The organism is Alteromonas sp. H02 (assembly GCF_059682525.1).
The window spans coordinates 2479708-2504319 of record NZ_CM185021.1 but is presented as its reverse complement, the minus strand read 5'-3'; the positions used below and the strand labels follow the sequence as shown (position 1 = coordinate 2504319).

Annotated in this window: 25 protein-coding genes; 15 read left to right on the top strand and 10 right to left on the bottom strand. The window is 49.7% G+C overall.

Annotated elements, in window-relative coordinates; all coding sequences use genetic code 11:
- Positions 1 to 218: 218 nt before the first annotated feature.
- The 4 genes from AC566Q_RS11600 to dapA all read right to left on the bottom strand — a co-directional run bounded on the left by AC566Q_RS11600 (position 219) and on the right by dapA (position 3980).
- Positions 219 to 1064 (bottom strand): DMT family transporter, encoded by an 846-nt coding sequence (locus tag AC566Q_RS11600; RefSeq protein WP_499616848.1) that lies wholly within the window; start codon positions 1062 to 1064, stop codon positions 219 to 221.
- Between the two features lie 179 nt (positions 1065 to 1243).
- On the bottom strand, positions 1244 to 1957 hold the full coding sequence (gene purC, locus AC566Q_RS11595) for a phosphoribosylaminoimidazolesuccinocarboxamide synthase (protein ID WP_499616845.1): 714 nt from the start codon (positions 1955 to 1957) through the stop codon (positions 1244 to 1246).
- A 13-nt stretch (positions 1958 to 1970) separates the two neighbouring features.
- Complete coding sequence (bamC, locus tag AC566Q_RS11590) at positions 1971 to 3086, bottom strand: NlpB/DapX family lipoprotein (RefSeq protein WP_499616842.1); 1116 nt, start codon at positions 3084 to 3086, stop codon at positions 1971 to 1973.
- Between the two features lie 9 nt (positions 3087 to 3095).
- Positions 3096 to 3980, bottom strand: a complete 885-nt coding sequence (gene dapA, locus AC566Q_RS11585; RefSeq protein ID WP_499616839.1) for a 4-hydroxy-tetrahydrodipicolinate synthase — start codon at positions 3978 to 3980, stop codon at positions 3096 to 3098.
- Between the two features lie 238 nt (positions 3981 to 4218).
- On the opposite strand from dapA, the gene AC566Q_RS11580 reads away from it, so the two are divergent.
- The 3 genes from AC566Q_RS11580 to AC566Q_RS11570 all read left to right on the top strand — a co-directional run bounded on the left by AC566Q_RS11580 (position 4219) and on the right by AC566Q_RS11570 (position 6217).
- Positions 4219 to 4752 (top strand): glycine cleavage system transcriptional repressor, encoded by a 534-nt coding sequence (locus tag AC566Q_RS11580; protein ID WP_105933245.1) that lies wholly within the window; start codon positions 4219 to 4221, stop codon positions 4750 to 4752.
- A gap of 4 nt (positions 4753 to 4756) precedes the next feature.
- Positions 4757 to 5227 carry a thioredoxin-dependent thiol peroxidase gene (gene bcp / locus AC566Q_RS11575; protein WP_105933244.1) on the top strand — a complete coding sequence of 157 codons (471 nt, stop codon included), beginning with the start codon at positions 4757 to 4759 and terminating at the stop codon, positions 5225 to 5227.
- 111 nt (positions 5228 to 5338) lie between these two features.
- Positions 5339 to 6217 (top strand): dienelactone hydrolase family protein, encoded by an 879-nt coding sequence (locus AC566Q_RS11570; protein ID WP_499616834.1) that lies wholly within the window; start codon positions 5339 to 5341, stop codon positions 6215 to 6217.
- A 49-nt stretch (positions 6218 to 6266) separates the two neighbouring features.
- On the opposite strand, the gene AC566Q_RS11565 is transcribed toward AC566Q_RS11570, so the two are convergent.
- Positions 6267 to 7343, bottom strand: a complete 1077-nt coding sequence (locus AC566Q_RS11565) for an AI-2E family transporter (RefSeq protein ID WP_499616831.1) — start codon at positions 7341 to 7343, stop codon at positions 6267 to 6269.
- Positions 7344 to 7652: 309 nt separating this feature from the next.
- Here AC566Q_RS11565 and bepA point away from each other — a divergent pair, with 309 nt between their 5' ends.
- Positions 7653 to 9122, top strand: coding sequence for a beta-barrel assembly-enhancing protease (gene bepA, locus AC566Q_RS11560; protein ID WP_105933241.1), 1470 nt, complete (start codon positions 7653 to 7655; stop codon positions 9120 to 9122).
- Here the strand turns inward: bepA and AC566Q_RS11555 are convergent.
- Positions 9108 to 9620 (bottom strand): TlpA family protein disulfide reductase, encoded by a 513-nt coding sequence (locus tag AC566Q_RS11555; RefSeq protein WP_499616828.1) that lies wholly within the window; start codon positions 9618 to 9620, stop codon positions 9108 to 9110. The two genes, bepA and AC566Q_RS11555, sit on opposite strands and share 15 nt — an antisense overlap.
- A 72-nt stretch (positions 9621 to 9692) precedes the next feature.
- Here AC566Q_RS11555 and arsC point away from each other — a divergent pair, with 72 nt between their 5' ends.
- From arsC to AC566Q_RS11530, 5 genes are read left to right on the top strand one after another with little or no spacing between them, the layout of a single operon-like run.
- Complete coding sequence (arsC, locus tag AC566Q_RS11550) at positions 9693 to 10046, top strand: arsenate reductase (glutaredoxin) (RefSeq protein WP_499616825.1); 354 nt, start codon at positions 9693 to 9695, stop codon at positions 10044 to 10046.
- A 2-nt stretch (positions 10047 to 10048) separates the two neighbouring features.
- Positions 10049 to 10663, top strand: a complete 615-nt coding sequence (wrbA, locus tag AC566Q_RS11545) for an NAD(P)H:quinone oxidoreductase (protein ID WP_499616822.1) — start codon at positions 10049 to 10051, stop codon at positions 10661 to 10663.
- A 5-nt stretch (positions 10664 to 10668) separates the two neighbouring features.
- On the top strand, positions 10669 to 11088 hold the full coding sequence (locus AC566Q_RS11540; RefSeq protein WP_499617486.1) for a DUF2069 domain-containing protein: 420 nt from the start codon (positions 10669 to 10671) through the stop codon (positions 11086 to 11088).
- Positions 11061 to 11822, top strand: coding sequence for a hypothetical protein (locus tag AC566Q_RS11535; RefSeq protein ID WP_499616819.1), 762 nt, complete (start codon positions 11061 to 11063; stop codon positions 11820 to 11822). The genes AC566Q_RS11540 and AC566Q_RS11535 overlap by 28 nt, the downstream gene beginning before the upstream one ends.
- A gap of 6 nt (positions 11823 to 11828) precedes the next feature.
- Complete coding sequence (locus AC566Q_RS11530) at positions 11829 to 13028, top strand: hypothetical protein (protein ID WP_499616816.1); 1200 nt, start codon at positions 11829 to 11831, stop codon at positions 13026 to 13028.
- On the opposite strand, the gene hda is transcribed toward AC566Q_RS11530, so the two are convergent.
- Positions 13025 to 13780, bottom strand: a complete 756-nt coding sequence (gene hda / locus AC566Q_RS11525; protein ID WP_123323651.1) for a DnaA regulatory inactivator Hda — start codon at positions 13778 to 13780, stop codon at positions 13025 to 13027. The two genes, AC566Q_RS11530 and hda, sit on opposite strands and share 4 nt — an antisense overlap.
- A gap of 2 nt (positions 13781 to 13782) precedes the next feature.
- Complete coding sequence (locus AC566Q_RS11520) at positions 13783 to 15057, bottom strand: DUF2066 domain-containing protein (protein ID WP_499616813.1); 1275 nt, start codon at positions 15055 to 15057, stop codon at positions 13783 to 13785.
- 313 nt (positions 15058 to 15370) lie between these two features.
- On the opposite strand from AC566Q_RS11520, the gene purM reads away from it, so the two are divergent.
- The 4 genes from purM to fadE all read left to right on the top strand — a co-directional run bounded on the left by purM (position 15371) and on the right by fadE (position 20409).
- Positions 15371 to 16408: a phosphoribosylformylglycinamidine cyclo-ligase gene (purM, locus tag AC566Q_RS11515; protein ID WP_499616810.1), complete on the top strand. Its 1038-nt coding sequence runs from the start codon at positions 15371 to 15373 to the stop codon at positions 16406 to 16408.
- Between the two features lie 4 nt (positions 16409 to 16412).
- Entirely contained in the window at positions 16413 to 17060 is a 648-nt protein-coding gene (purN, locus tag AC566Q_RS11510; RefSeq protein ID WP_499616807.1) for a phosphoribosylglycinamide formyltransferase, read from the top strand.
- Positions 17020 to 17787 (top strand): DUF3108 domain-containing protein, encoded by a 768-nt coding sequence (locus AC566Q_RS11505; RefSeq protein ID WP_499616804.1) that lies wholly within the window; start codon positions 17020 to 17022, stop codon positions 17785 to 17787. The genes purN and AC566Q_RS11505 overlap by 41 nt, the downstream gene beginning before the upstream one ends.
- Before the next feature lie 198 nt (positions 17788 to 17985).
- A complete protein-coding gene (gene fadE / locus AC566Q_RS11500) occupies positions 17986 to 20409 on the top strand; it encodes an acyl-CoA dehydrogenase FadE (protein ID WP_499616801.1) in 2424 nt (807 codons plus the stop codon).
- A 548-nt stretch (positions 20410 to 20957) separates the two neighbouring features.
- Here the strand turns inward: fadE and add are convergent.
- Both add and AC566Q_RS11490 read right to left on the bottom strand, forming a co-directional pair.
- Positions 20958 to 21959 carry an adenosine deaminase gene (gene add, locus AC566Q_RS11495; RefSeq protein WP_499616798.1) on the bottom strand — a complete coding sequence of 334 codons (1002 nt, stop codon included), beginning with the start codon at positions 21957 to 21959 and terminating at the stop codon, positions 20958 to 20960.
- A gap of 6 nt (positions 21960 to 21965) precedes the next feature.
- A complete protein-coding gene (locus AC566Q_RS11490) occupies positions 21966 to 22598 on the bottom strand; it encodes a response regulator transcription factor (RefSeq protein WP_499616796.1) in 633 nt (210 codons plus the stop codon).
- Between the two features lie 173 nt (positions 22599 to 22771).
- On the opposite strand from AC566Q_RS11490, the gene cmoA reads away from it, so the two are divergent.
- Both cmoA and cmoB read left to right on the top strand, forming a co-directional pair.
- Positions 22772 to 23500 carry a carboxy-S-adenosyl-L-methionine synthase CmoA gene (gene cmoA, locus AC566Q_RS11485; protein ID WP_499616793.1) on the top strand — a complete coding sequence of 243 codons (729 nt, stop codon included), beginning with the start codon at positions 22772 to 22774 and terminating at the stop codon, positions 23498 to 23500.
- Positions 23501 to 23516: 16 nt separating this feature from the next.
- Complete coding sequence (gene cmoB / locus AC566Q_RS11480; protein ID WP_499616791.1) at positions 23517 to 24494, top strand: tRNA 5-methoxyuridine(34)/uridine 5-oxyacetic acid(34) synthase CmoB; 978 nt, start codon at positions 23517 to 23519, stop codon at positions 24492 to 24494.
- The last annotated feature ends 118 nt before the right edge of the window (positions 24495 to 24612 follow it).

Genomic DNA, 24612 nt, shown 5'->3' with positions numbered 1-24612 from the left:
TTGATTAATAGACAAAGGTGACAAGACACAAGTACTCAATCAAGTTTCATTCAGCGTTAAGCGTGCGCTGTGTTTTAAAGCTGGATAGATTTTCAATATTCTTAATTGAAGCATAACCACACTAACTGCCCCAATGCATATCACTCAATCAGCATACTGGCTTCCTATGACACTGGTTACGCGGCAGAACGACAGGTATTAGCGCATAGTAAAACCATTCAGACGACAGCTTTTTTAACCCAAATCACCATGGCGACACCACCAATAACGGCCAGTGAGCTTAAGATGATTCTCAGCGTGACCGTTTCATCTAAGAACAACCATCCGGCAAAGACTGCCAGCACCGGCACAGATAATTGTAATGTTGCAGCTTTAATCGCCGCTATGTGCACCAAAATGCTATACCACAAGGCATAGCCTAATGCCGAGGCAATCGCGCCTGAGGCAACGGCGTAAGCCATACCTTCAGCATGGAACTCACCGCCCGGCCAGAATATCACCAGCAATACTAACGCCAGTGGCGTGGAACGGATAAAATTACCTGCTGTAGCTTCTATGGGAAATTTAGCGCCCTTACCCTTTAACGAATAAACACCCCATGCGATTCCCGCCGCCAGCATCATCAGTGCGCTGGAAAGCTGCGGTACTGCCGCATTAGGCAGCAGGAGCAGTATGAGTCCAACCAGGGCGAGCAGAAAGCCGCCCCATTGCAGTGTACTCATCCTTTCGCCTTTAAACAGGCCCCAACTGATCATGGTGACCTGCACCGCACCGAAAAGTAACAAAGCACCGGCCCCGGTGGTCATGCTGATATAGGCGAACGAAAAGCCGGCAGCATACACAAACAGCGCAATAGCAGAGGTCATATTGCCTTCTTTTAACGGTTTATGGTTACGCATAACCACTAATAGCGTTAACATCAGCGCGCCACTGGTTAAACGCCAGAAGGTGAAGGATGCCGGGTCGATATCGGTTTCCACCAGTGCCATGCGGCACAGCAAGGAATTCGCGGCAAAGGCCGTCATTGCCAGCGCAGCCAGTAAAACCAGTTTAATCAGTGCCATAGAATGTCCTGCTCCGCATTTTTAATCATAGTTGCATATTGTTAACTAAATTCAATACCACTTTGCGCCTATTCTGCGCCGGGCTGATTTAATGTTTATTGCAATCCAGGCCCGGTAACAATCAAAAAAATACCCGCTCACTGGCGGGTATTTCAATTAGCTGCGGTGTCAGAAGTTAATTAAAGCTTTAAGCCTAATCGTTCTGCCACCTCAATATAGGTTTCTACCACTGAGCCTAAGCCCTGGCGAAAACGGTCTTTGTCCATCTTCTTGCGGGTTTCTTTATCCCACAGACGGCAACCGTCTGGTGTAAATTCATCACCCAGTACAATGTTTCCGGCACTGTCCACACCAAATTCCAGTTTATAATCCACTAACATCATACCGCCCTGGTCGAACAATGCTTTCAGTACATCGTTGACGGCAAATGTCAGTGCTTTCATTCGGGCTACCTGAGCGGCAGTGGCCCAGCCAAATGACTCAATATGGTAATCATTCACCATTGGATCATGCAGCGCGTCATTCTTAAGGAAGAACTCAAACACCGGTGGATTGAGTAACTGACCTTCTTCCACACCCAGACGGCGAACCAGAGAACCTGCGGCTACATTACGCACAACGCACTCTACCGGGATCATATCCAGCTTTTTAACCAGTGACTCGGTGTCAGATAGCAGTGATTCTACCTGCGTAGCAATACCGGCTTCTTCCAGCTTGGTCATGATAAAGTGGTTAAACTTATTATTGACCTCGCCTTTACGATCTAACTGTTCGATTTTTTCACCATCGAAAGCCGAAGTATCGTTGCGAAACAATAAAATTAACTTGTCACTGTCGTCTGTGTGATAAACAGTTTTCGCTTTACCGCGATAAAGCTCGTCGCGTTTTTCCATTATAGGTCTCGTATTAAATGTCTAAGCCGTCTTCGGTCATTACCTGTTCAAAAGGTTTGAACAGATCAGCAACCTGTTTGGCATCAAATGGTGTGCTTTCATTATCCATAAAGGTGATAGACGTTTTAGGGCCTAATTTTGTCACCTTCAGGCGATAGTCTTCATAATCCAGCAACTGTGCATCGTCTGATGAAAACAGGTCACGCCACCAACTCACCTGCTCGTCAGTATACTGCACAAAAATCAATCCGTTCGACTTATCTAAATCTTTTACGTTGAAACCCAGTTTGCGCAATACCAACTGGATACGTGGCCAGGCAATGTCGTAGTTAGCATCTAACACGAAAGCCGGGTTACCGTCGTCATCAAAGCCCATTTCCATATCCAGACCCTGGCGGATCTGGGCAATGCGGCGATTGGTTTCAAGCTGATTAAGGTATTCGTAATGGCTGATAACCCGGTTTAACACCATAACTTCGTCGCGGCGTTTTTCCATGGCGTTTAAATCTTCTACAGACTTATCGCCACGTTCATAATCTACCAGGGCTACACTCAGCTGCGCAGTTCGACCATGAGGCTTTAACTCAACGTCAAACTTATAGCGACCTTTGCCAGCCACTTCACTTTCATCAGACGACCAGTCAAACCAGCCGCCATTGCCTTCTTCGGTACTGGCCGGCGCAACATTCATCCAGCCGGTCATCAGTTCACCCTGTTCCGGGCTGAAGTTTTCTACGCTGATACCACGTTCTTCCAGGTAGCCGATCAGCGAGTTCCAGATTGTCTTATCCAGTGTTTCGTTATCTCTTACCTGGTCGAGCAACACGGTTGCACCTTTAGAGCCCTCTTCAACATGGGAGCCCTGTACTAACGGGATCACCAGCGCCGGAGGCACTACCTCAAGGTTACGTCCTACCAAAGTGGTATCGGCAGACTGTTGTAATGCCGGAATATTATAATCGCTGGTAAAATCCGGCGCATCCAGATCGGTCGGCACTTGCAACTGTGTGCGTTCTTTTGATTTTAAGTATTCGTAACTGCCGGAGGCTGTTACGCGTTCTTGTTGAGAAGCACAAGCAGTAAGAACAAGGCTGGCAATACCGCTGACCAAAGCCAGTTTTTTATTCATAGTTATCTCTTATTCTGAAATTAAAGCGTATTCATGTAACAACGCTTCGATGCTTTTTTGGCTCGCAAGTTCCGGTAAAACCATCGGTAAGCGTAAAAATGGGCTTTTCATCATGCCCATTTTATACAATGCCCACTTCGGGATCACCGGATTTGGTTCGATAAACAGTGCAGAGTGAAGCTTTTCAATGCTGGCATTAAGCTCGCGGCACCGGGCTTTATCACCAGCCAACGCGGCTTCACACATTTGCGCGATGGCCGCTGGCACTATATTGGCTGTAACCGAGATCACGCCGTGACCGCCTTCGCATAAAAATTCACATGAGCTGCCATCATCGCCGCTCAGCAACACAAAATCATCGTCTACCAACGCCTGTGTGGCTTTTAGCCGGGCAATATTGCCCGTGGCGTCTTTGAGGCCAACAATTTTAGGGTGTTTAGCCAGTACAGCTACAGTTTCAGGTAACATATCGGCAACCGTGCGGCCCGGAACGTTATACAGCAATACCGGTACGTCGGTGGCGTCGGCTACTGCCTCAAAATGAGCAATCATGCCCTTTTGCTGAGGCTTGTTGTAATAAGGAACAACACTCAGGAAGCCATCAATCCCCAGACCAGCCATCTGCTCGCTCAGAAAAATCGCTTCAGAGGTGGAGTTTGCCCCGCTTCCGGCAATAATTTTGGTTCTGCCCGCAGCGGCTTCTACCGTTTGTTTGACTACCTCAATATGTTCATCGAAAGGCAGCGTGGCGGATTCGCCAGTAGTGCCTACTGACACAATACCATGAGTGCCCTGTTGGATATGAAACTCAACCAATTCCCGCAGCGCAGGATAATCAATTTGGCCGTCATCAAACATTGGGGTGACAAGCGCAACGTAACTACCGGTAAACATATTCTCTCCACTTTTTGCGAGCGCACATGGTAATTGCCGCACTGGTTAAAAACAAGCATTTGAATACCCGGATCGCATATTATTACCAGAAAATGACGGTTTTTATTTTTGCTACCGTTGTTTTAAAACCGTTTAACTCTTACTGCAGGTTTTCAGGCTGGCAAAATCCTACCAGTGACCGATTCGACTTTGGCCACGGCTATGTTAGAATCTGCGCCCCTTAATATGAGTCAGGTCCATGAAACAACAGTTAATTGCGGTTATCTTAGGTACCGACCAGGTGGGTATTCTCAGTGATATTGCCACCCTGGTCAGCGAATCAGATTGCAATATTCTTGACAGCAGACATGCTATTTACGGTCAGGAATTTTCGTTAACAATGATCATCGAGGGCACCCATAACGCCATAACGCGGGTAGAACTCAGCATCCCTGAGATGTGCCAGCGCCGTGATCTGTTGTCGATTCTGAAACGTACTCGCGAACACACCAAACAAAATCTGACTCACCTTTACGATGTTGAATTTAATGGTGTGGATAACCCGGGGCAGATCCAGGCCATTACCCGCTTTTTCGCCGACCAGCACGTCTCTATCAGCGCCTTTCGTCAAACCACCAGTGTGGATGATGAAACCGGCCACAAGATGATGCGGTTTAAGCTGGTGGTAAATATCCCTGACGATGTTGCCATGCCGGAATTTCGCTACAACCTGAATTTGCTGTGTCAGGTGCTACACCTGACATCCAATATTATTGATAAACATAAGGGATAATAATATGAATACGCTTTCTGCCGGTGATGCAGCGCCGCTTTTTAGTCTGCCCGATCAGGACGGTAACCCGGTTTCTCTGGAATCACTCAAAGGCAAAAAAGTACTGGTTTACTTTTATCCGAAAGCCATGACCCCAGGCTGTACCGTTCAGGCCCAGGGCCTGCGTGACATTCAGAACGAACTGCAACAAAATAATGTCGTAGTGCTCGGTATCAGCCCCGACGCAGTGAAACGTCTGCCTAAGTTCATCGAAAAAGAACAGCTAAATTTTACGTTGCTATCCGATGAAGATCATACTGTTGCCGATGCGTTTGGCGTATGGGGCCCGAAAAAATTTATGGGTAAAGAATACGACGGCATCCATCGTATTACCTTCTTAATCGACGAAGAAGGTAATGTTGAGCAGGTCTTTAACAAGTTTAAAACCAAGGAACATCACCTGGTCATTCTTAATTATCTGAATAACGGCGAATAAAACCGCTTATTGGCAGGTCGCACGGCCTGCCATAACACTTTTTTAAGTTCAATCTTTACCTGCCATTTCAACGTATACTGTTCCTCTGCTCCCGCTTATTAAGGAAACACCATGTGTGATAATTCAACAGAACAGGATATTCAGCGTTTTACCGAGGAAGGCGGCAAGTTAAATCGCCGGCAGTTTAATCAGCTACTGGCACTGGGCACGTTAAGTACTGTATTACCTCAGTTTGCTGTGGCTGACGAAAGCATTGTGCAACAGGAAATAAGTGTGAAGACCCCGCACGGTAGCGCAGACTGTTTATTTACGGCACCAAAAACCGGGCGCCATCCGGCCGTGGTAATGTGGCCCGACATCAAGGGTCGCAGAGCAGCCTTTGATCTGATGGGACAGCGCCTGGCTGCACAGGGTTATGCAGTATTGGTGGTCAATCCTTTCTATCGGGATGTCAGCGGAGCGGCATTACCTGATGGGGTTGAATTTCCTTCTCAGGAGGCCTGGCAGATTCTCTCCCCTATGCGTGAAAAACTCACTCAGTCAGCGGTAGTCAGCGATGCCGAGGCATTCTTTGCTTTTCTTGATCAGCAGTCTGCGGTGGATACCAAACGTCAGGGCGCATTAATGGGTTATTGCATGAGCGGTTCGTTTACCATGTTTGCTGCCGCAGCCATGCCCAAGCGTATTGGCGCCATTGCCAGTTTCCATGGCGGCGGACTGGCAACAGATAAACCGGATAGCCCTCACCACACTATTATTGAGTCAGATGCACTTGCCCTGCACGCTATTGCAGAAAATGACAATGAGCGTTCACCGCAAATGCAACCCATGCTTAAAGAGGCATATCAGGCAGCCGGACTGACCGCGCATATTGAGGTCTACCCTGACACCCTGCATGGCTGGACGCCGCCGGACTCCAGAGTCTACAACGAAAAACAGGCCGAGCGCGCCTGGCAACAAACCCTGGCATTATTTAAACAGGCGCTTTGATTGAAACGCGGCCAGCAGACGCTGGCCGATACAAAACAGGATAGAAGACTTAAGCGTCTTCGCTGGCAGTTAGCTGTTCAGGCGAGGACGACCAGGCAGTAACCACCGCTTTCACCAGCGTTGCCAGTGGAATAGCAAAGAATACCCCCCAGAAGCCCCATAGACCACCAAAGAACAACACGGCGATAATGATGTATAAGGGATGCAGACTTACCGCTTCGGAGAATAAAATAGGCACCAGCAGGTTACCATCCAGCGCCTGAATAATGCCGTAGGCGATCATCAGGTACCAGAATTCCGGCGAAATGCCCCACTGAAACATTGCCACCACACCAACCGGGATGGTTACCACTGCAGCCCCAATATAGGGGATAAGGACTGAAAGGCCTACCAGTACCCCCAGCAACAAGGCGTACCGCAGATCCATAATCGCAAATGTCACGCATGACACCGCACCCACAATGATAATCTCAATCACTTTACCGCGAATGTAGTTGGCAATCTGTACATTCATCTCGTTACCCACCTGAGCAATCAAGCGACGCTCCTTGGGCAGAATACGGGAGATGCTGTCGGTGAAATACTGTTTGTCTTTCAGCATAAAAAACACCATCAGCGGCACCAGAATAAAGTAGATTAATAAGGCTGCCACACTGGTAATTGAGCCTATAGACGCCGATAACGCTTGCTCACCAAAATCTACCAGGCGCTGATTAGCCCCTTCCATCATTTCGTAGATATGCGAAAACTGAACATATTCTGGATATTTATCCGGTAGCGTCAGTAACCAGGACTGGGCGTTTTGCCAGATGGTCGGTAATTCCTGGGCCAGGCTGACACTTTGTTTGGTAACCACCGGGACCAGGCCAACGGCCAGCAACACCATGATCAATATAAAACACAACAACACCAGCCCTACCGAAGGTGAACGTCCCAGCCCCATGCGGTTTAACTGTGTTACCGGCCAGTCGAGCAGATAAGCGATCACCGCTGCCACAATAACCGGCATCAGCATGTCGCCCCACAGCAGCAACAATGCACTACTGATTAAAATAAGGATAAGCAGCATGGCTGCATCAGGGTCGGAAAACTTGCGTTTGTACCAGCGCCCAAAAACACTAAACATTCATCATTCCTTCACGCATTTTCGCCAACAGTATGGTTACTGCCCGACGCCAAAGCTAACTACCGGCACTCAACAATAAAGAGCGTTACTATACCGACAAACACTTGAATTGTAACGCATAGAACTTGCACCCAAACCCACCATGTGGTGTGATCAGACCATCTGCACCATTGCTGTTTTGCCTTGCCAGGCATGCAAGCAAGCAATGGCATTAAAAGGGTGTAATCTGAAATATATTATTAAATTCAGGGAACTGAATGCTGTCAGATTGTCGTATATATAGCAGTATCAGGCTTTATTTGAGGGAAAATGAGACAATTTTTTCGATCCGGTATCCTGGGTGTGTCGATGGGCATAGCTTCGGCTTTGTTGCCGGTTTCCTCTGTTGGCCAGTCAATCGGTAGCGATAAAAACACGCTGCCAGATATCGGCGTGGTAGCGTCAGAAGTCCTTACTCTGGATAAAGAAATGCTGGTTGGTGATGCCATTATGCGGCAAATGCGTGGCCAGGCTCCGGTCATTGACGATCCGGTTCTCACCGAATACATTCAGGATTTGGGTAACCGACTGGTACTACAGGCCGAAAACACCAAATTCCCCTTTGAGTTTTTTATTATCAACAACAGCGTAATGAATGCATTTGCTTTTTATGGCGGCCACGTTGGCGTGCATTCCGGCATTATTACCCGGGCTGATACAGAAAGTGAGGTAGCCTCCGTGCTCGCCCACGAGGTAACTCACGTTACCCAGCGCCATCTGGCCCGCAGAGCATTATCGCAACAGCGCAGTTCACCGTTACAGATTGCCTCTATGTTAGGCAGTATCCTGCTGGCCATGGCTAACCCGGAAGCCGGTATTGCCGCCATGCAAACCTCCTCGGCAATGGCCAGTCAGTTGAACATTGATTACACCCGCTCTAATGAGCAGGAAGCCGACCGCATTGGTATTGATATTTTGTATCAGGCCGGTTTCGACCCGAAAGCTGCCTCGACCTTTTTTGGTAAAATGGCCGAGGAGTACCGCACCAGTTCCAGACCACCCGAACGGTTACTCACCCACCCTCTAACCGAAAAACGGATTGCCGATGCCCGCAACCGCATGCGCCGCTATCCGGACGTGAGACTGCGCCCCAGCTTGTCGTTTAATCTGGCCAAGGCCCGCTTGCTGGCCCGTTATCAGTTTGAACCAGACTACGCACTGGAACACTTTAAAGCGGTTGTAGAAAATGACACCTTTGCCATTCGCGACGCCGGCCTTTATGGTCTTGCCATTGCCTACCTGGCTAACGAGGAAAACCTCAAAGCCAAACAAATCAACGATCAGTTACTGGCCAGAACGCCCGGCAATCTGTTTTACGTTGATTTGGCCACCGACATTGCGCTGGCCATGGGTAAAGCGGATGAAGCCATTACTATGCTGCAAAAAGAGCTGGAGCATAAACCGCGTAACAGCGTGGTAGTGCTTAACCTGGCCAATGCCTACATGGCCAGTGACAACAATGACGCTGCCATTGAGCTTATCCGTGATTATTTGCTGGTTCACCCCCACGATCAACTGGCTTATCAGCTGTTGAGTAATGCTTATAAGGCGGAAAAGTCTTACAAGGGCATGCATCAGAGCAAGGCTGAATTACTTGCTCTGTATGGTGCGTATCCTAACGCTATCGACGAATTGCAACATGCGTACAACTATACTGGTGACGATCACCTGGAAAAACAGCGGATCCGGGCACGGATCCAGCAATTCAGAGACGAACAGGAAAAGCTAAAGCAGTTCTGATTGGGCCTGTTTAATGGCTTTTTGCAGCTTCTGTTGCGTTACTTCACCGCGAATGGTCATGGTTACCTCACCGGCGGGAGAGACAATATAGGTAGTGGGCAACACAATGGGCATGGATACCGGTAAATCCGCTACCGCCTCGCTTATAACTACCGGAAAGCGGATACTTTGTCGTGCTACAACCCCACTAAGCGCTTCGTTATCGAGTTCGTCAAAGCTTACACCCAGCACTCTGAATTGTTGGTCATTATAAACGTGGTTGAGTTCGGGAATTTCCCGCAGGCAAGGCTGACACCATTCAGCAAAAAAGTTGACCACGGTCCACTGCTCGCTCTGCCAGTTGAAAGGCTGGCCCTGAACCGTGTTAACAGTTAAAGGCTGCAGGCTTCTCAGGGCAATACCGCCCGCCAGCGCCAGCAAACCAACCAACACCATAATAACAACACGGAAAGATCCACGTTGTTGTGTAATTCGTTTATAATCTGCGACAATTTTCAATCTGTTCAACCCGATAACCGTAAGTACAACAACTGGCGCTATCATAACAACACAATGAATAAGTAGAACACTATGTCTGAAATAAAAATACTGCATAACCCGCGTTGTTCAAAAAGCCGTGAAACGCTAAAACTCCTCGAAGAAAAAGGCATTGCAGCCGACGTGGTCGAATATTTAAAAGAGCCATTAAGTGAAGCTGAGTTAAAATCCCTGTTCGCGAAACTCGGCCTGGACGACGTGAAAAAAATGATGCGGGTAAAAGAAGCAGAATATAAAGAAGCTGGCCTCAATGGCGCCGACGTTACCGATGAACAGCGGTTTGCGGCCATGGCAGAATACCCGAAACTGCTGGAACGCCCGGTAGTCATTAACGGTGATAAAGCCCGCATTGGTCGCCCACCGGAAGCCGTACTGGACATTCTCTGATAATGGCACCGGTACTGATCCTGTACTACAGCCGTCACGGTGGCACAGAACAACTGGCCAGGGCTATTGGTGTGGGCGTTGAGGCAGGCGGCGCGACGGCGAAGATTCGCACTGTACCGCCTATCTCATCGGATCCGGGTGCAGAGCAACCCGACGACCCGGCGGCCGGCCCGCCTTTTGTCACCCTCGACGATTTAACCGGTTGCAGCGCGCTGGCGCTTGGCAGCCCTACCCGCTTTGGTAATATGGCCGCGCCGGTAAAACACTTTCTCGATTCTACCAGTGGACTGTGGTTAAACGGTGCGCTGATCAACAAACCCGCCTGCGTGTTTACCTCCACATCAAGCATGCACGGTGGTCAGGAGTCGACATTGTTGTCGATGATGCTGCCACTGATTCACCACGGTATGGTGATCGCAGGTTTGCCGTATTCTGAACCGGCACTTCACAACACCACAACCGGCGGTACGCCCTATGGTGTAACGCACCTGGCGGCCAATAATGTCACCACATTAAGCAGCGAAGAAAAGCAGCTCTGCCACGCCCAGGGCAAGCGACTGGCACAACTGGCCAGCGCGCTGGCATCAATGAACACAGAAAAAGGTAATGCAGTATGATCCCTATGTCAGCAAAGACACAACGGTTTCGCGTTTTAGCCCTGGCCAGCCATCTTGGCTTACTTGTCTGGATCTCTGTGTGGCAACTTTTTTTAACAACTGACCAGCAGTATTCACTGGCCTTTATCTTTCTGTTGTACGTTTTACCCTTATTATTGCCGTTGCATGGCATCATCAAGGCTAAGCCTTACACCCATGCCTGGGCGAATTTTATTGCGTTGTACTATTTACTACACGGACTCACTGTATTTTACGCCGTCGACAGCGAACGTTGGCTGGCCGCAGTGGAAGTTGTGCTGGTGGTCGGCATGTTTACCGGCTGCAGCGTGTTTGCCCGTTTACGGGGCCGGGAGCTGGGCCTGGGGCTGAAAAAGCTTAAAGAGGAGATGAAAGAGGAATGCGAGAGGTTTTCAAAGCGTTCTTAACCACCCGCACCGCTGCTGCATTATCGGCTGCGTTACTGATCGGTGGTTGTGGCGGTGGTGGCGATAGCGGTGGCAGCACCGTAACCCCAACACCCGGTACTCCAACGCCTGGATTCACGGCAGTCGAACCGGCCCTCACTGCAGATAACCTGCGCCTGTTTGGCGAGCTGAATGCCAGCGTCGGCGCATCGGTTGGATTTGTTGTATTAAGCAACGATAGCCAATCCCTCGACACTATTGACTGGCAGCAAACCAGCGGCCCTACGGTTGATTTACTGGCAGCTCATACCCAGGCCGTTGGCTTTGATATTCCAGCCAGCGGCAGCTATGAATTTACTGTAACAGCAGCTACCACCAATGGTCAGCAGCGTTCGTTAAGTTTCACCCTTAATGCCGAAGCATCAGCAGAGGAAAACCAGGCCAACATTCGCCTCGACCATATGGCAACCGAGCGCGGCCGGGTATCTCTGCGAGTTGACTCACCTACCAGCAAAATTATTACTGATGCCCAATGGAAGCAACTTGCCGGGCCAGAGGCCGAAGACATTGTGTATCAGGAGGACAGCACCGGCGGACCACTACAAAGTGCATTTTTTGCTGCGCCGGAAGTCACTAAAGACGAAGTCATGGAATTTTCTGTGACCCTGACTTTTGATGATGGCACCACCGCTACTGATACCGTATTAGTAGGGATTAACGATGCGCCGGTAGACAGTAATGGTATTTTCACGTAGAACGATATGTATCTTACTACCGATCTCATTCCTTATCGGGCCGATACGCCCTGGGCGGATGGGTTAAAAGAGTGTGTGTACACCAATCTGTTGGTTAACAGCTGCATTTTCAATGAATTGCCATTAATAGGCATGCGAACCAGTAACCCCACCATAGAAACCATTTTGAATAAAACGCTGGTGTCGCACCCGTGGATGGGCGATCGTTTTGCTGAGTTCCTGCAAAATTCCGCTACCTCAGAAGATATGCTGAGTTTGCTGCGCGGTGTTACGGCAGTGGTTATTTCCTACGACGTGCGCCCCTCTTTCTACTGGGTCCGTACCGGCGCTATTTACCTTGATGCCCGCAACTTCTGGCGAACGCCCGAGGAGCGGGATACGTTAAATACAGCGCCTGACTACCGCAGTGATTTTGGGAGTGATTTACAGTTTGGTATATACTGGCGCTACGTTAAAAACGACAGCTATTACTATCCACAGGCTTCGCTGGCTGCAAGCAGCCGCAACAGCCGTAACCTGGATCAGCTGGAAGCGGCCCTGTCCTGGTTGATGTACCATGAGTTGGCCCACGCCAATGACTTCTTCCCGCCGATGTCCTGGGCCAGCATTGCCGATTCACAAACGCCACTTAGTTTCTTCCAGAACAATGCACCTCAGTCTACTTTACTCTACAACCAGTATCCGTTGAACTCGTCAGTGCTGGACGCACTGGCAGATGTCTCCTTTGGCGGCGAAACAGCCACCACCGCGCAACGCAATTACACCGCAAGCGAGGCAGCCGATGAATTCAGTGCTGATACCGCACCGGCGTTTTACGCTTACTATACCGAGCGTGAGGATTATGCGACCTTATTTGAACGGTTTATGATGCTGCATCGTTTGGGAGTTAGTGCCGATGTGGGCGTCATTGGCAACAATAACAATCCCGATGCCCTAATCACCTGGGGCCAGCGCAACCGCATAAATCAGGATACCCTGCAGGCCAGAGCGGCTTTCACGGTAGAACGGGTATTACCGAACCTGAATGTGGCGCAGATCCAGGCGGAATTACCGGCCACCATTCAACTGCGGGCCAATACGTCTTGGTTTGATTTTGAGTCACTGACCAATTCGCAACGGGTTTCACCATTGCGTTTGGAGGATTCAGACAAGTCTTATCGCCCGGCCCTGCAAATGAGGCACTGGGATAATCACCTGAGATATTAAGACGCGGAGGGATCCGTGTCCTCAGCCAGCTCTCGTTTAACCAGAGCGACTGAGATTTTCTTTTGCTCTTGTAATGAGCGCTGGTCGAGTCGGTCGAGCAGCGCCATTAAACTTGGCAGATCCCGCTGACTGTGGTTGAGCAAGTAATGCAGCGCCTGGGCCGACAAGGATAACCCCCGCTGCTGTGCCCGCGAGCTTAACACTTCACCGCGCTGTTCATCATTAAGCGATACTAACTGGTAAGTTAATCCGGCACTGATACGCGAACGCAGGTCCGGCAGCCGCACATTACTGGCATTCGGACCAGACTGCGCTGCCACAATCAACAGGCCAATACGCGTTTCGCTTACGCGGTTAATCAGATCAAACACTGCTTCTTCCCATGCTGCATGGCCGGCAATGGCTTCCAGATTATCCAGACAAATCACCGGCAATTGTTCGAGCGCTTCGAGCAGCTTGGGCGATAAATTAACCACATCCGTAAAATTCACATAGGCATGGGGAATTTCCCGGGCCGCCAGCTGATGGCACGTGGCGTAAAGCAAATGGCTTTTACCACGCCCGGAACTGCCTACCAGATTAATAAGTGGAATGGATGCCGCATCCAGTAATGCCAGAGCCGGTTCGCCACGCCAGTCGGGCGAATGGCTGGCCACACAACTTAATAACGACACCACCTCATCATTCCCGCCGGAAATAAAGCTGTCGAAGGTCTCGTCATCAGGAAGCGTAACCGGTAAGGGCAGCTGCATGGCTACTGACTCCAGAAGTAATGCATGCCTTTCAGAGGCTGACCAAAGGCATCGGTCAACGGCTGTAACTGGCTATCGAGTGATAACACTGAGCGCAGGTCCTGCTCAGTACCCAGCAGATTAAGGCGGAACGTACTCACCATCCCCTGCTGTTTAACCAGCATGACTTTGTCGGTCACGCTAAGGTTCTTTAAATAGTTTTGTACCGCAACCACACCCGCCAGGCTCGACAGATTACCTACTGAAATTTCAATTGCCTGCGCGGCATTACCATCGGTAGGTAAAATCGAAAAGTTCTGACCGAGGTAATTAGCGTAGTCGTTAATAAAAGTGGTTAGCAGCGCTTCGGGTTCATCGCCGATAAGCGTGTCGTGGGTGATCTGATAAGCGCCCTGATTGGCGGCCAGATACAAATAATCCAATGAATAGCGGCCTTTTTTAGCACGCGCGGCAACCGTGGAAAACTCTTCCTGGGTAAACACCGGTCCGCTGGCAGATTCTTTTTCTACCCAAGACATTTCAATTGCGTCCATTTCCGCCGGTAAGGGTAGGATAACCTCGCCGAATTCATTGACTCGCAGTGCAGGCACATTAAAAGGTTCAGGAATAAACCGGGTGGATACCGGGCGTTCTGGTTCGCGATATACAATTTCGCGTGTGCGGTTTGGATATAGCCGCGCGGCCAGCACGTAATCTACGTTATAGCGACTGGCTGCATTAACGAGCTGTTCGGGAAACAAGCCCCACACGTCGTAGCCATTAATGGTAAGCGTGTCGTCCAGATCCATCAGCGGTAAGGCTAAAGGCACGCCGCGGGTTTCGGCCTGGCGACGGGTCATCCTTGCCAGTTCACTCTGATTGCCGTCGTCGACAATACGGCGCTCACCGTCGGCATCTTCGATGGCGAGCCATAACAATGCATCCGGGCGTCGGCTTCCCCAGATAGGCAAGCCTTGCTTAACCAGTTCGGTTTCAATAAGTTCGCGGTCGAATTCTGCAACTAAGAACAACTCGCCCTGTTCTTCGGTAAAGCGGTAAGCCCGCAGATAACGGTTGGCATTACGGCGAATGGCATCAACGGTTTGATAATCACTGATATCCTGTTGCCCGGTGATTTTTACCAGCAACTGTTCAAGCGCGGCGCGGGTGCCGTTGCTGAGTGCGCGGCTGGACTTGTTGTCTACCGATACCTTGCCGGTACCGAGTTCAACAGTGGAACTGGCGTGGGCCATGCCGAGCCAGGCACTACCTACCAGTAAGGTAATGGCGGCCGTCAACTGCGAGAGTTTTCTCGGTAAATTAAGTAATTCTGCTACGGGCAAAAGCTTCGCAAACTCCATGTTAATCGCAATAAAGGTGCACGCCCTTCGGGCGGTTTATTGTTATCTATTTAAACACGTTTTTCATCTTAATTATTGGCTTATCTGCGTTCTGGTAACCAATAAGCAAACTGACTGGCGACATTTTATACAGACTCGAGATTAAACATTGGTGCAATTTACCAGGTAAACCCTGCATACACGTTGGACTTACCCCCGGATACTGGTAGAATCCGCGCATTCAAACCAGTCCATGCAACAAGGCTTACCCGTGTCTGAAAATAATACATCATTAAGTTATAAAGATGCCGGTGTCGATATCGACGCTGGAAACCAACTCGTTGAACGTATCAAGTCCGTTACCAAACGCACTCACCGCCCCGAAGTACGCGGTGGTTTAGGTGGTTTTGGTGCACTGTGTTCACTGCCGGAAAAATACAAAAATCCGCTGTTGGTGTCTGGTACAGATGGTGTTGGTACCAAGTTACGCTTAGCCATGGACTTTGAGCGTCACGACAGCGTGGGCATCGATCTGGTTGCGATGTGCGTAAACGACCTGATAGTTCAGGGCGCCGAACCGCTGTTTTTCCTCGACTACTACGCTACAGGTAAACTGAATGTCGATACGGCTGCAGCGGTGGTATCGGGCATTGGCACCGGTTGTGAACAAGCTGGTTGTGCCCTGATTGGTGGCGAAACGGCAGAAATGCCCGGCATGTATCATGGTGACGATTACGATATCGCGGGTTTCTGTGTTGGTGTGGTAGAAGCCGATGATGTGATTGATGGCAGCACGGTTAAAGCGGGTCAGAAAATTCTGGCGCTGGGCTCATCCGGCCCACACTCTAATGGTTACTCGTTAATCCGTAAAATTATCGAAGTCAGTGGTGCCGATGTTAACGCCGACCTCAACGGCTCTCCGGTTATTGACCAGCTGCTAGCTCCAACACGCATTTACGTAAAATCGGTACTTAAGTTACTCGACAGCGTGAAAGTTGCAGCCATCTCACACATCACCGGTGGCGGTTTCTGGGAAAATATCCCGCGCGTATTGCCTGACGACAAAAAAGCCGTCGTAGATGCCAACAGCTGGCAATGGCCTTCGGTATTCAACTGGTTACAGGATAACGGCAATGTAGAAACTCACGAAATGTACCGTACCTTTAACTGCGGTGTTGGCCTTATCCTGGTAGTAGACGAGCAGGATGTGGATGTGGCCCTGGCGGTGCTAAACGACGCCGGTGAAAAAGCCTGGCTGTTAGGTGAAATTGCCGATCTGGACGGCGAAAACCAGGTTGAGATCAATTAGTCACATGAGTACAACACCTAACATTTGCGTCATGATATCGGGTAATGGCTCTAACCTGCAGGCCATTATCGACTGGGTAGAGGCCGGCAAAATCAATGCGAATATTGCCTGTGTTATCTCTAACCGCCCTGACGCATATGGTCTGGAACGAGCCCGCAATGCGGGCATCGAAGCCATCTGTTTGGATCACAAACAGTACGAAGACCGCGAAACCTATGATCAGGCTTTACTGACCACCCTGGACAGCTATCAGCCTGATTGCGTTGTGCTGGCCGGCTTTATGCGCATTCTCACCAGTGAGTTTGTCGAACATTTTAGCGGCCGCCTATTGAACATTCACCCATCTTTGTTGCCCAAGTACAAAGGGTTAAATACTCATCAGCGTGCACTGGATAATGGTGACGATGAACACGGCCTGAGTGTTCATTTTGTGACGCCCGAGCTTGACGGCGGGCCTGTCATCATTCAATGTAAAGTCCCGGTGTTTGAAGATGATAACGCCGATGCCCTCGCCCAACGGGTGCAGGAGCAGGAACGTAGTATTTACCCGCTAGTGGTTCACTGGTATTGCAGTGACCGGCTTAAAATGAACAACAATAAGGCATTATTAGATGGTAAAGTTCTTCCGGACAACGGTTACGCGAACGACTAAATCTCTGGCCCTGGCGCTCCTGTCAGGCTTATTATGCGTGTCGGCTCTGGCCGACACCACTCCATCAGACTCCACCAATCTAATCACCCCCTTTGAAGCCGTTTATTATGCTTACAAATGGGACGATAATCTGGGCTCCGCCAAAATATCACTGGAAGAATTATCCGAAGGTCTTTATTCACTGACCTATCAGTCTAAAGTCTCAAAATTCTTCCTGTCGGATAAACGCTTTGAACACTCCATATTTATGGTTGAGGGCGATCACCTGGTGCCGCAGCAGTACAACTACTCACGCACCGGTACCGGCCCGGACAAAAGCCTGAAAGTAGAATTTCCTGGCGATGATGGCGGGCAGATCCAAATTGACAAAGATGACGAAGCTTACTCGCTGCCCTGGCAGGGCGAACTGGACAACCAGCTGTACCGCCTTGATGCCCCTATCCGGCTATCCCGTGGGATAGAAAGCTTAAGCTATGATTTTATTAATTACCGTGGCCAGCAGCGCCATTACGGTATGCGCGTACTCGGTAAAGAAACCGTTGATTTACCCTATGGTAAAATTGAAGCCATTAAAGTAGAAATCGTGCGCGAGTCGAAAAGCCGCTATACACTGGCCTGGTTTGCGCCGGACTTAAACTACCAGCTGGTGCGTTTACAGCAATTTAAAGACGGTGACGAACAAGGCGACTTACGCTTGAAAGCCTTTTCTACCAAACGCAGCGATTAACCTTTTAGTGGCATGCCATAACGCATGCCACCTTCATACCTTACGGATATTCTAGCTTGTCATGCCATTCGTCATTATTTAATGACACTGCCATAGCCAGTTGGCATCGTACTATAACTTGATTTTTCGCCGCAGCGAGGATAGCTTTAAGATATCTGGTCAGACCTCAAAAACAGAGTACTTGGACGAGGAGAACAAATGTCTGATTTTATTTGGGTGTTACTGGTAATACTGTCACTGTGTGTGGCCGCCTATCAACGCCTGCCTTTAATGAATGCCATTATTGTTGCAGGCGGCGTACTGTTAATTGGTACTATTTTTGGTTCTTTAGGGCTACTTAGCTGGCTCGTGTTTATTGTTGTTATGGCCCCTTTTGCGGTGCCATCCATCCGTATCCCTTACCTCACCAAGCCGATGCTGGCCTTTTATCGCAAGGTCATGCCGGAGATGTCAACCACCGAGCAGGAAGCCATCGATGCCGGTACCGTGTGGTGGGACGGCGAGATCTTCTCCGGCCGCCCTGACTGGCAGAAACTGCATGCCATTCCCATGGGTCGCCTGACTCCAGAAGAACAGGCATTTCTCGACGGACCGGTAGACAAAGTCTGTAGCATGATTGACGAATGGCAGGTTAATCATAAAGACGCCGATTTGCCACCGGAGGTCTGGGCTTACCTGAAAGAACACAAGTTCTTCGCCATGATCATCAAAAAAGAATACGGTGGTCTGGAGTTTTCTGCGTTTGCCCAGTCACGTGTTATTCAAAAGCTTGCCGGCACCAGCGCTGTGCTCTCTAGTACGGTTGGGGTGCCTAACTCGTTAGGGCCGGGTGAACTCCTTCAGCATTACGGTACCGAAGCGCAGAAAAATCATTATTTGCCGCGCCTGGCCAGTGGCGATGAGATCCCCTGCTTTGCCTTAACCAGCCCGGAAGCGGGCTCTGATGCCGGTGCAATCCCTGATCAGGGCATTGTGTGCAAAGGCGAATGGGAAGGTGAAGAAGTGCTCGGCATGCGCCTCACTTTCGACAAGCGTTACATTACCCTGGCACCAGTTGCCACGGTGATTGGCCTGGCCTTTAAACTTTATGATCCCGATGGTCTGTTAGGCAGCAAGAAAGAGCTGGGCATCACCTGCGCGTTGATTCCCCACGATACCAAAGGGCTGGATGTTGGCCGACGCCACTTCCCGCTTAATACGCCATTCCAGAACGGACCGGTGCGGGGTAACGATATTTTTGTACCGCTGGATTACATCATTGGTGGCGCAGACATGGCCGGTAAAGGCTGGCGGATGCTGATGGAGTGTTTGTCGGTAGGCCGCTGTATTACCCTGCCCTCAACTTCTGCTGGCGGCGCCAAATCCTGCGCGATGTCTACCGGCGCCTATGCGCGTATCAGACGCCAGTTCAAACTCCCTATTGGGCATATGGAAGGCGTGGAAGAGATGCTCGCCCGCATTGGCGGTAATGCTTACATGATGGATGCGGTAACCCGCTTCTCAACCGTGGGCGTTGATCTGGGTGAAAAGCCCTCGGTTATTTCGGCCATTTGTAAATATCACCTTACGGAGCGTTCGCGAGTTGCCGTGAATGACGCCATGGATGTACATGGTGGTAAAGGTATTATGCTTGGGCCAAATAATTACCTTGGCCGTGGTTATCAGGGTATGCCTATTTCTATCACGGTAGAAGGCGCTAACATCCTGACCCGTAACATGATGATTTTTGGACAGGGTGCCATGCGTTGTCACCCCTTTGTGCTGGACGAAATTAAGGCCGCTGCACTGTCTGATGAACAGGAAGCAATAAAGGCATTCGATAAAGCAGTATTTGGCCATATTGGCTTTGCGCTTGCCAATGCTTACCGCAGCATCTGGTTTACGCTGACTGGCGGTTACTTCCACCAGTCACCGTTTAAAGACAGCACCGCCCGCTATTATCAACTGCTGCAAGGCTACAGTGCTAACCTGGCGCTGCTAACCGACTTATCCATGGGCATTCTGGGCGGCACACTCAAACGTCGTGAACGTTTATCAGCACGCCTTGGCGACCTGTTAAGCTACATTTACCTGGCCAGTGCGACCCTGAAACGTTTCGACGAAGAAGGCCGCCAGCATGAAGATCTGCCGCTCCTCCACTGGGCCATGCAGGATCTGATTTATAACCTGGAAACCGCACTGATGGACTTCCTGGATAACTTCCCGATTAAGTGGCTGGGACTGGTATTAAAGTTAAAACTGATCCCCTTTGGCCACCGGGTATCCAAGCCCAATGATGCCACTGAGCATGCAATTGCCAGATTGCTGCAGCAACCCGGCACAGCCAGAACCCGCCTTGGACAGGGCCAGTACCTCACCCGTGAGCCTGGCAGCCTGCCGGGAGAGCTGGAGCAAACGCTGGAAGACGTACTGGCAGCAGAGCCGGTGTTCGACAATATTTGCCGTGCTCTGGGTGAAAAGCGCAGCTTTACTCAGCTAGATAAACTGGCCGACGAAGCCCTGGCAAAGGATCTGATCAGCGAAGCGGAAGCAGAGCTGCTCAAGCGCACCGAAAAAGGCCGCGCTAAGATTATCGCTGTTGATGATTTTGATCCCGAAGAACTGGTTGCCGCTATTAGATAGCGCGGCGTTTAACTTGTAGAGAATCCACCTTCTAAAGAAGGTGGCTTTACATTAACCCCCTAAAAGGGGGCTCTATTTAAATCGAAGAAAGGACAATAATTGTGCCCTTCTTCAGTGTTGTCATTGTCACTGGCAGACATAACAAACTAGAAGAATCATCATGGATGAGGATTCAGTCGATGCGGCACATGGAAGTGCCGTCATTGACGGTCTAGTTTGTTCTGTCAGGGACTATGACGTTTTTCACTGATAAGGGCTGCGGGGAGTCCAGAGTGGTTCCCGGTCACCGGGTCGCACAACACCCTTTGGTCGCGGTCGGCGACTCCGACAACAATCTATAGACACCCTTATTTGCTGACTTATAGATACGGGCCAAGCACTACCACGAATGATGACCACCTACTGAAGTAGGTGGTTTAGGGCTGAAAATCAAAAAGGCACCTTCGGGTGCTTTTTTTAAACCTGTTTACCTATTCAGACGTCTTTCCGGATGCATAAACATAACGGCTTTAGTTATATTTCCACCGCTAAAAAATCGTCACCAAGGGTTAACGCTGCAGAGCTATTTCAAATAATTGCTGCTTTTCTGTGGCGGAGATAAAGGACTGGTTAACACCGTTAATCTGGATTTGCCTGAGTTGCTCATCAGTCAGTTGAATAACGTCTTTGGCTACCTGGTATTCATTACTGATATCAATGGCCGATACGCCCGGGTCATCGGTGTTTAGCGTAACCTCTACGCCCATTTCTAAAAAGGCTTTCATAGGATGGTTGGCGGTATCCACCACGGTCGCGGTCTGGTAATTAGACGTTGGGCAACTTTCCACGCCAATGTTGTGCTCCACCAGATATTCAAGCAGCTTGTCATCGTGTTTAGCTGCCACACAGTGCCCTATCCGGCTGGCACCGAGCAGCTCAATGGCGTTCCAGATACTTTGCGGGCCATCGGCTTCTCCGGCATGTACCGTAATCTGCCACCCGGCATCCCGGGCTTTTTTAAAGTGTTCGGTAAACATTGGTGCGGGGTAACCCAGCTCATCGCCGGCTAGATCCAGTGCCGTAATATGGTCTTTGTGAGCAAGCAAACCGTTGAGCTCCAAGGTGCAGGCATCTGTACCAAAAGTACGACTCAGGATACCGATTAAATTATGCTTAATCGCAAAATCGCGACTGCCGTCGGCGCAACCTGCTATGGTCGCTTCCACCACATCCGCTACGTTTAACTGATGTGATTGGGCCATATAGAAAGGGGAAAATCTTAACTCTACGTAGTCGAGCCCGGCCCGCTTAGCATCCTGCATATTTTCGTAAGCAATGCGGTAACAGGCGTCGGTATCTGCAAGTACGGAAATGCCGTAATCGAGGCGTGCCAGAAACGCCAGCAAGTCGGCGGTTTTATTCTGAATCTGGCACAGCGGGCGAAGTTCGTCGAGATCTTTGGCGGGGAGTGCAATGTTATGCCTGGTGGCAAGTTCCCATATTGTTTCCGGGCGGATATTACCGTCGAGGTGACGGTGGATATCCACCAGAGGAAGCCGCGGGTCTATCACAGTGGATCAGTTAATTTGCAGCTTGTCCATCAACAGCACCGCTTGCGTGCGGGTATTGATATCCAGTTTTTTAAGTGCCGCACTGATATGCGCTTTTACCGTAGCCTCGGTAACATTCATTTCGTGCGCTATTTGTTTGTTCATCATGCCTGCACGCACATACTTCAGCACTAATACCTGCTTAGGGGTGAGTTCTTTGAAGCGCTCGAGCATGTCATTCATGTTGCCGCTGTTGAACGTCATTTTTTCGGCAATATCGGCCGGCAGCCACTGTTCACCGCTTAGCACGATATCAATGGCTTCAGCAATGGTTTTCGTTGGCGTGGCTTTAGTGATGTAACCTTTTGCGCCCAGGGTGATTGCCTGTGAAATAACATCGATATCATCATTGGCCGAAACCATCACAATAGGTAATGCCGGATAACGTTCTTTCACCGTAGTGAGCGTTTCGAACCAGTTGGCGCCCGGCATGGATAAATCCAGTAGCAATAGATCAGCATCATTGTTACGAGCCAAGAGTTCAATCAATGCACCCGTCGATTCAGCTTCAAGAACTTCCAGTCCTTCAAATAGCGGGGTTAACGCGCCTGATAAAGCTTCCCTGAAAAGCGGATGATCGTCGGCAATTATAAACTTCATTAAATCGGTGCCTCGGTGGCTATCATTATTATCAATAGGTATAGGTTAATACTAAAGATTAAACGATTGAAGTAAAGAATGCCGTATTACCGAATTTTTTTATATACAGACTTGGTTTTCTGCTGCCACCGGGTAAAATTGCCGCCCAAACTGCTACTGAAGAAGAATTTATCGTGTCGAATAAAGACAATCTGTTTGCTACACCTTTAAAACAGGTTAGTGATTTTCAGTTTGATGATGCCGTTGCGGATGTATTTCCCGACATGATTAGCCGCTCTATTCCCGGTTACCAAACCATTATCGAAACCATAGGTCAGCTGGCAGCCAGCCACGTAAAAGCGAATACTAATGTGTATGATCTGGGCTGTTCTTTAGGCGCCGCGTCATTTTCGGTGTCACGCCATTGCCCCGAAGACCACTGCAATATTATTGCCGTCGACAGCTCAGCGGCCATGGTTGAACGTTGTCAGCGCAAAGTTGAAGCCTTTCAGTTGCCCAACCCAATCACGGTAAAACAGGGGTTTGCGCAATCAGAAGACATTACTAATGCGTCTATGGCGGTGATGAATTTTACCCTGCAGTTTATTCCCCCGCCAGAACGCACTGCTATTATTAAGCAAATCTACGACGGCCTGCTGCCGGGCGGCATTTTTGTTATCTCCGAAAAAATTCGCCACGATGATGACCGCGGCAACGATGTGATCAATGATTTGCATCTGCAGTTTAAACGCCAGAACGGTTATAGCGAGCTTGAGATCAGCCAGAAACGGGCGGCACTGGAAAATGTCATGCTTATCGACACCTTTGATATTCATCAGGCAAGGCTCAAAGAAGCCGGCTTTGCGGATGTGGTAATGTGGTATCGCTGTTTTAACTTTATGTCACTGGTGGCAATTAAATAACCCGGGTTAACTATCTATGTCTGCAACTGAACTCTTTCACAGCTGTTATAAAGACCTGCTTAACGGGCCTTTGTCACACTGGCTCAATACCCTGCCCCGACAAATGGACGAGTGGCACAGCACGGCGCTGCACGGTGAGTTTAAAAAGTGGCAAAAGCTGATCGCCAAATTGCCAGCCACTGAGGCCAGTACACTCGACTTTAAAGAGTCTGTCACCATAGGTGCAGCATCAGACATCGATACCTACACTCAAAAACAGATCGAAGGATTACTCCGCCAGTTTATGCCATGGCGTAAAGGACCTTATTACGTTCACGGCATTCACATTGATACTGAGTGGCGTTCCGACTGGAAGTGGGATCGGGTTTTACCTCATCTGGCACCACTGACCGGCAGACAGGTTCTGGATGTAGGCTGCGGCAGTGGATACCATTTGTGGCGCATGTATGGCGAAGGCGCCGCCGGTGTTTACGGTATTGACCCTACTCAGTTGTTTCTTATTCAGTTCTTAGCGATTAAGCATTTTATCGGCCAGGCACCCGTGCACTTTTTACCATTGGGCATTGAACACATGCAGCCGGTTGGCGCATTCGATACGGTATTTTCGATGGGCGTGCTTTATCACCGCCGTGACCCCATGGAGTTTTTACAACAACTTAAGTCACAATTACGCAAAGGCGGCCAGCTAGTACTGGAAACCCTTGTGGTTGATGGTGACGAACAAACCGTATTGATGGCGGGCGAGCGTTACGCGCAAATGCGCAATGTCTGGTTCCTGCCCAGCTCAAAAGCATTGTTAGTGTGGTTGCAGCGGCTCGGCTTTAACGACTGCCAGGTGGTGGATGAGTGCGTCACCAGCACCGAAGAGCAGCGCGCTACCCGTTGGATGACTAATCATTCCCTGGTGGATTTTCTTGACCCGGATGACCCTTCTAAAACGATTGAGGGTTACCCCGCCCCTAAACGGGCTGTGATTATAGCGAATAAGGGATAAACCGCTTCTTAAAGCATGCTGACACCTGCATTCGATCGCTTTTTGTGCAATCATAACCAAAAGGGATCGTTAAGCAGTAATTATCGACTGAATTGGCACAAATGTTGTAACTAAATTA

What these genes read in the sequence shown, in the direction of transcription:
- AC566Q_RS11530 (WP_499616816.1), top strand. Translation starts at nt 11,829, where the DNA reads ATGTATCTTACTACCGATCTCATTCCTTATCGGGCCGATACGCCCTGG.
- bepA (WP_105933241.1), top strand. Translation starts at nt 7,653, where the DNA reads ATGAGACAATTTTTTCGATCCGGTATCCTGGGTGTGTCGATGGGCATA.
- purC (WP_499616845.1), bottom strand. Translation starts at nt 1,957, where the DNA reads ATGGAAAAACGCGACGAGCTTTATCGCGGTAAAGCGAAAACTGTTTAT.
- wrbA (WP_499616822.1), top strand. Translation starts at nt 10,049, where the DNA reads ATGGCACCGGTACTGATCCTGTACTACAGCCGTCACGGTGGCACAGAA.
- hda (WP_123323651.1), bottom strand. Translation starts at nt 13,780, where the DNA reads ATGCAGCTGCCCTTACCGGTTACGCTTCCTGATGACGAGACCTTCGAC.
- AC566Q_RS11580 (WP_105933245.1), top strand. Translation starts at nt 4,219, where the DNA reads ATGAAACAACAGTTAATTGCGGTTATCTTAGGTACCGACCAGGTGGGT.
- bamC (WP_499616842.1), bottom strand. Translation starts at nt 3,086, where the DNA reads ATGAATAAAAAACTGGCTTTGGTCAGCGGTATTGCCAGCCTTGTTCTT.
- bcp (WP_105933244.1), top strand. Translation starts at nt 4,757, where the DNA reads ATGAATACGCTTTCTGCCGGTGATGCAGCGCCGCTTTTTAGTCTGCCC.
- AC566Q_RS11535 (WP_499616819.1), top strand. Translation starts at nt 11,061, where the DNA reads ATGCGAGAGGTTTTCAAAGCGTTCTTAACCACCCGCACCGCTGCTGCA.
- dapA (WP_499616839.1), bottom strand. Translation starts at nt 3,980, where the DNA reads ATGTTTACCGGTAGTTACGTTGCGCTTGTCACCCCAATGTTTGATGAC.
- AC566Q_RS11505 (WP_499616804.1), top strand. Translation starts at nt 17,020, where the DNA reads ATGGTAAAGTTCTTCCGGACAACGGTTACGCGAACGACTAAATCTCTG.
- purN (WP_499616807.1), top strand. Translation starts at nt 16,413, where the DNA reads ATGAGTACAACACCTAACATTTGCGTCATGATATCGGGTAATGGCTCT.
- fadE (WP_499616801.1), top strand. Translation starts at nt 17,986, where the DNA reads ATGTCTGATTTTATTTGGGTGTTACTGGTAATACTGTCACTGTGTGTG.
- arsC (WP_499616825.1), top strand. Translation starts at nt 9,693, where the DNA reads ATGTCTGAAATAAAAATACTGCATAACCCGCGTTGTTCAAAAAGCCGT.
- AC566Q_RS11490 (WP_499616796.1), bottom strand. Translation starts at nt 22,598, where the DNA reads ATGAAGTTTATAATTGCCGACGATCATCCGCTTTTCAGGGAAGCTTTA.
- cmoB (WP_499616791.1), top strand. Translation starts at nt 23,517, where the DNA reads ATGTCTGCAACTGAACTCTTTCACAGCTGTTATAAAGACCTGCTTAAC.
- AC566Q_RS11570 (WP_499616834.1), top strand. Translation starts at nt 5,339, where the DNA reads ATGTGTGATAATTCAACAGAACAGGATATTCAGCGTTTTACCGAGGAA.
- AC566Q_RS11565 (WP_499616831.1), bottom strand. Translation starts at nt 7,343, where the DNA reads ATGTTTAGTGTTTTTGGGCGCTGGTACAAACGCAAGTTTTCCGACCCT.
- AC566Q_RS11540 (WP_499617486.1), top strand. Translation starts at nt 10,669, where the DNA reads ATGTCAGCAAAGACACAACGGTTTCGCGTTTTAGCCCTGGCCAGCCAT.
- AC566Q_RS11600 (WP_499616848.1), bottom strand. Translation starts at nt 1,064, where the DNA reads ATGGCACTGATTAAACTGGTTTTACTGGCTGCGCTGGCAATGACGGCC.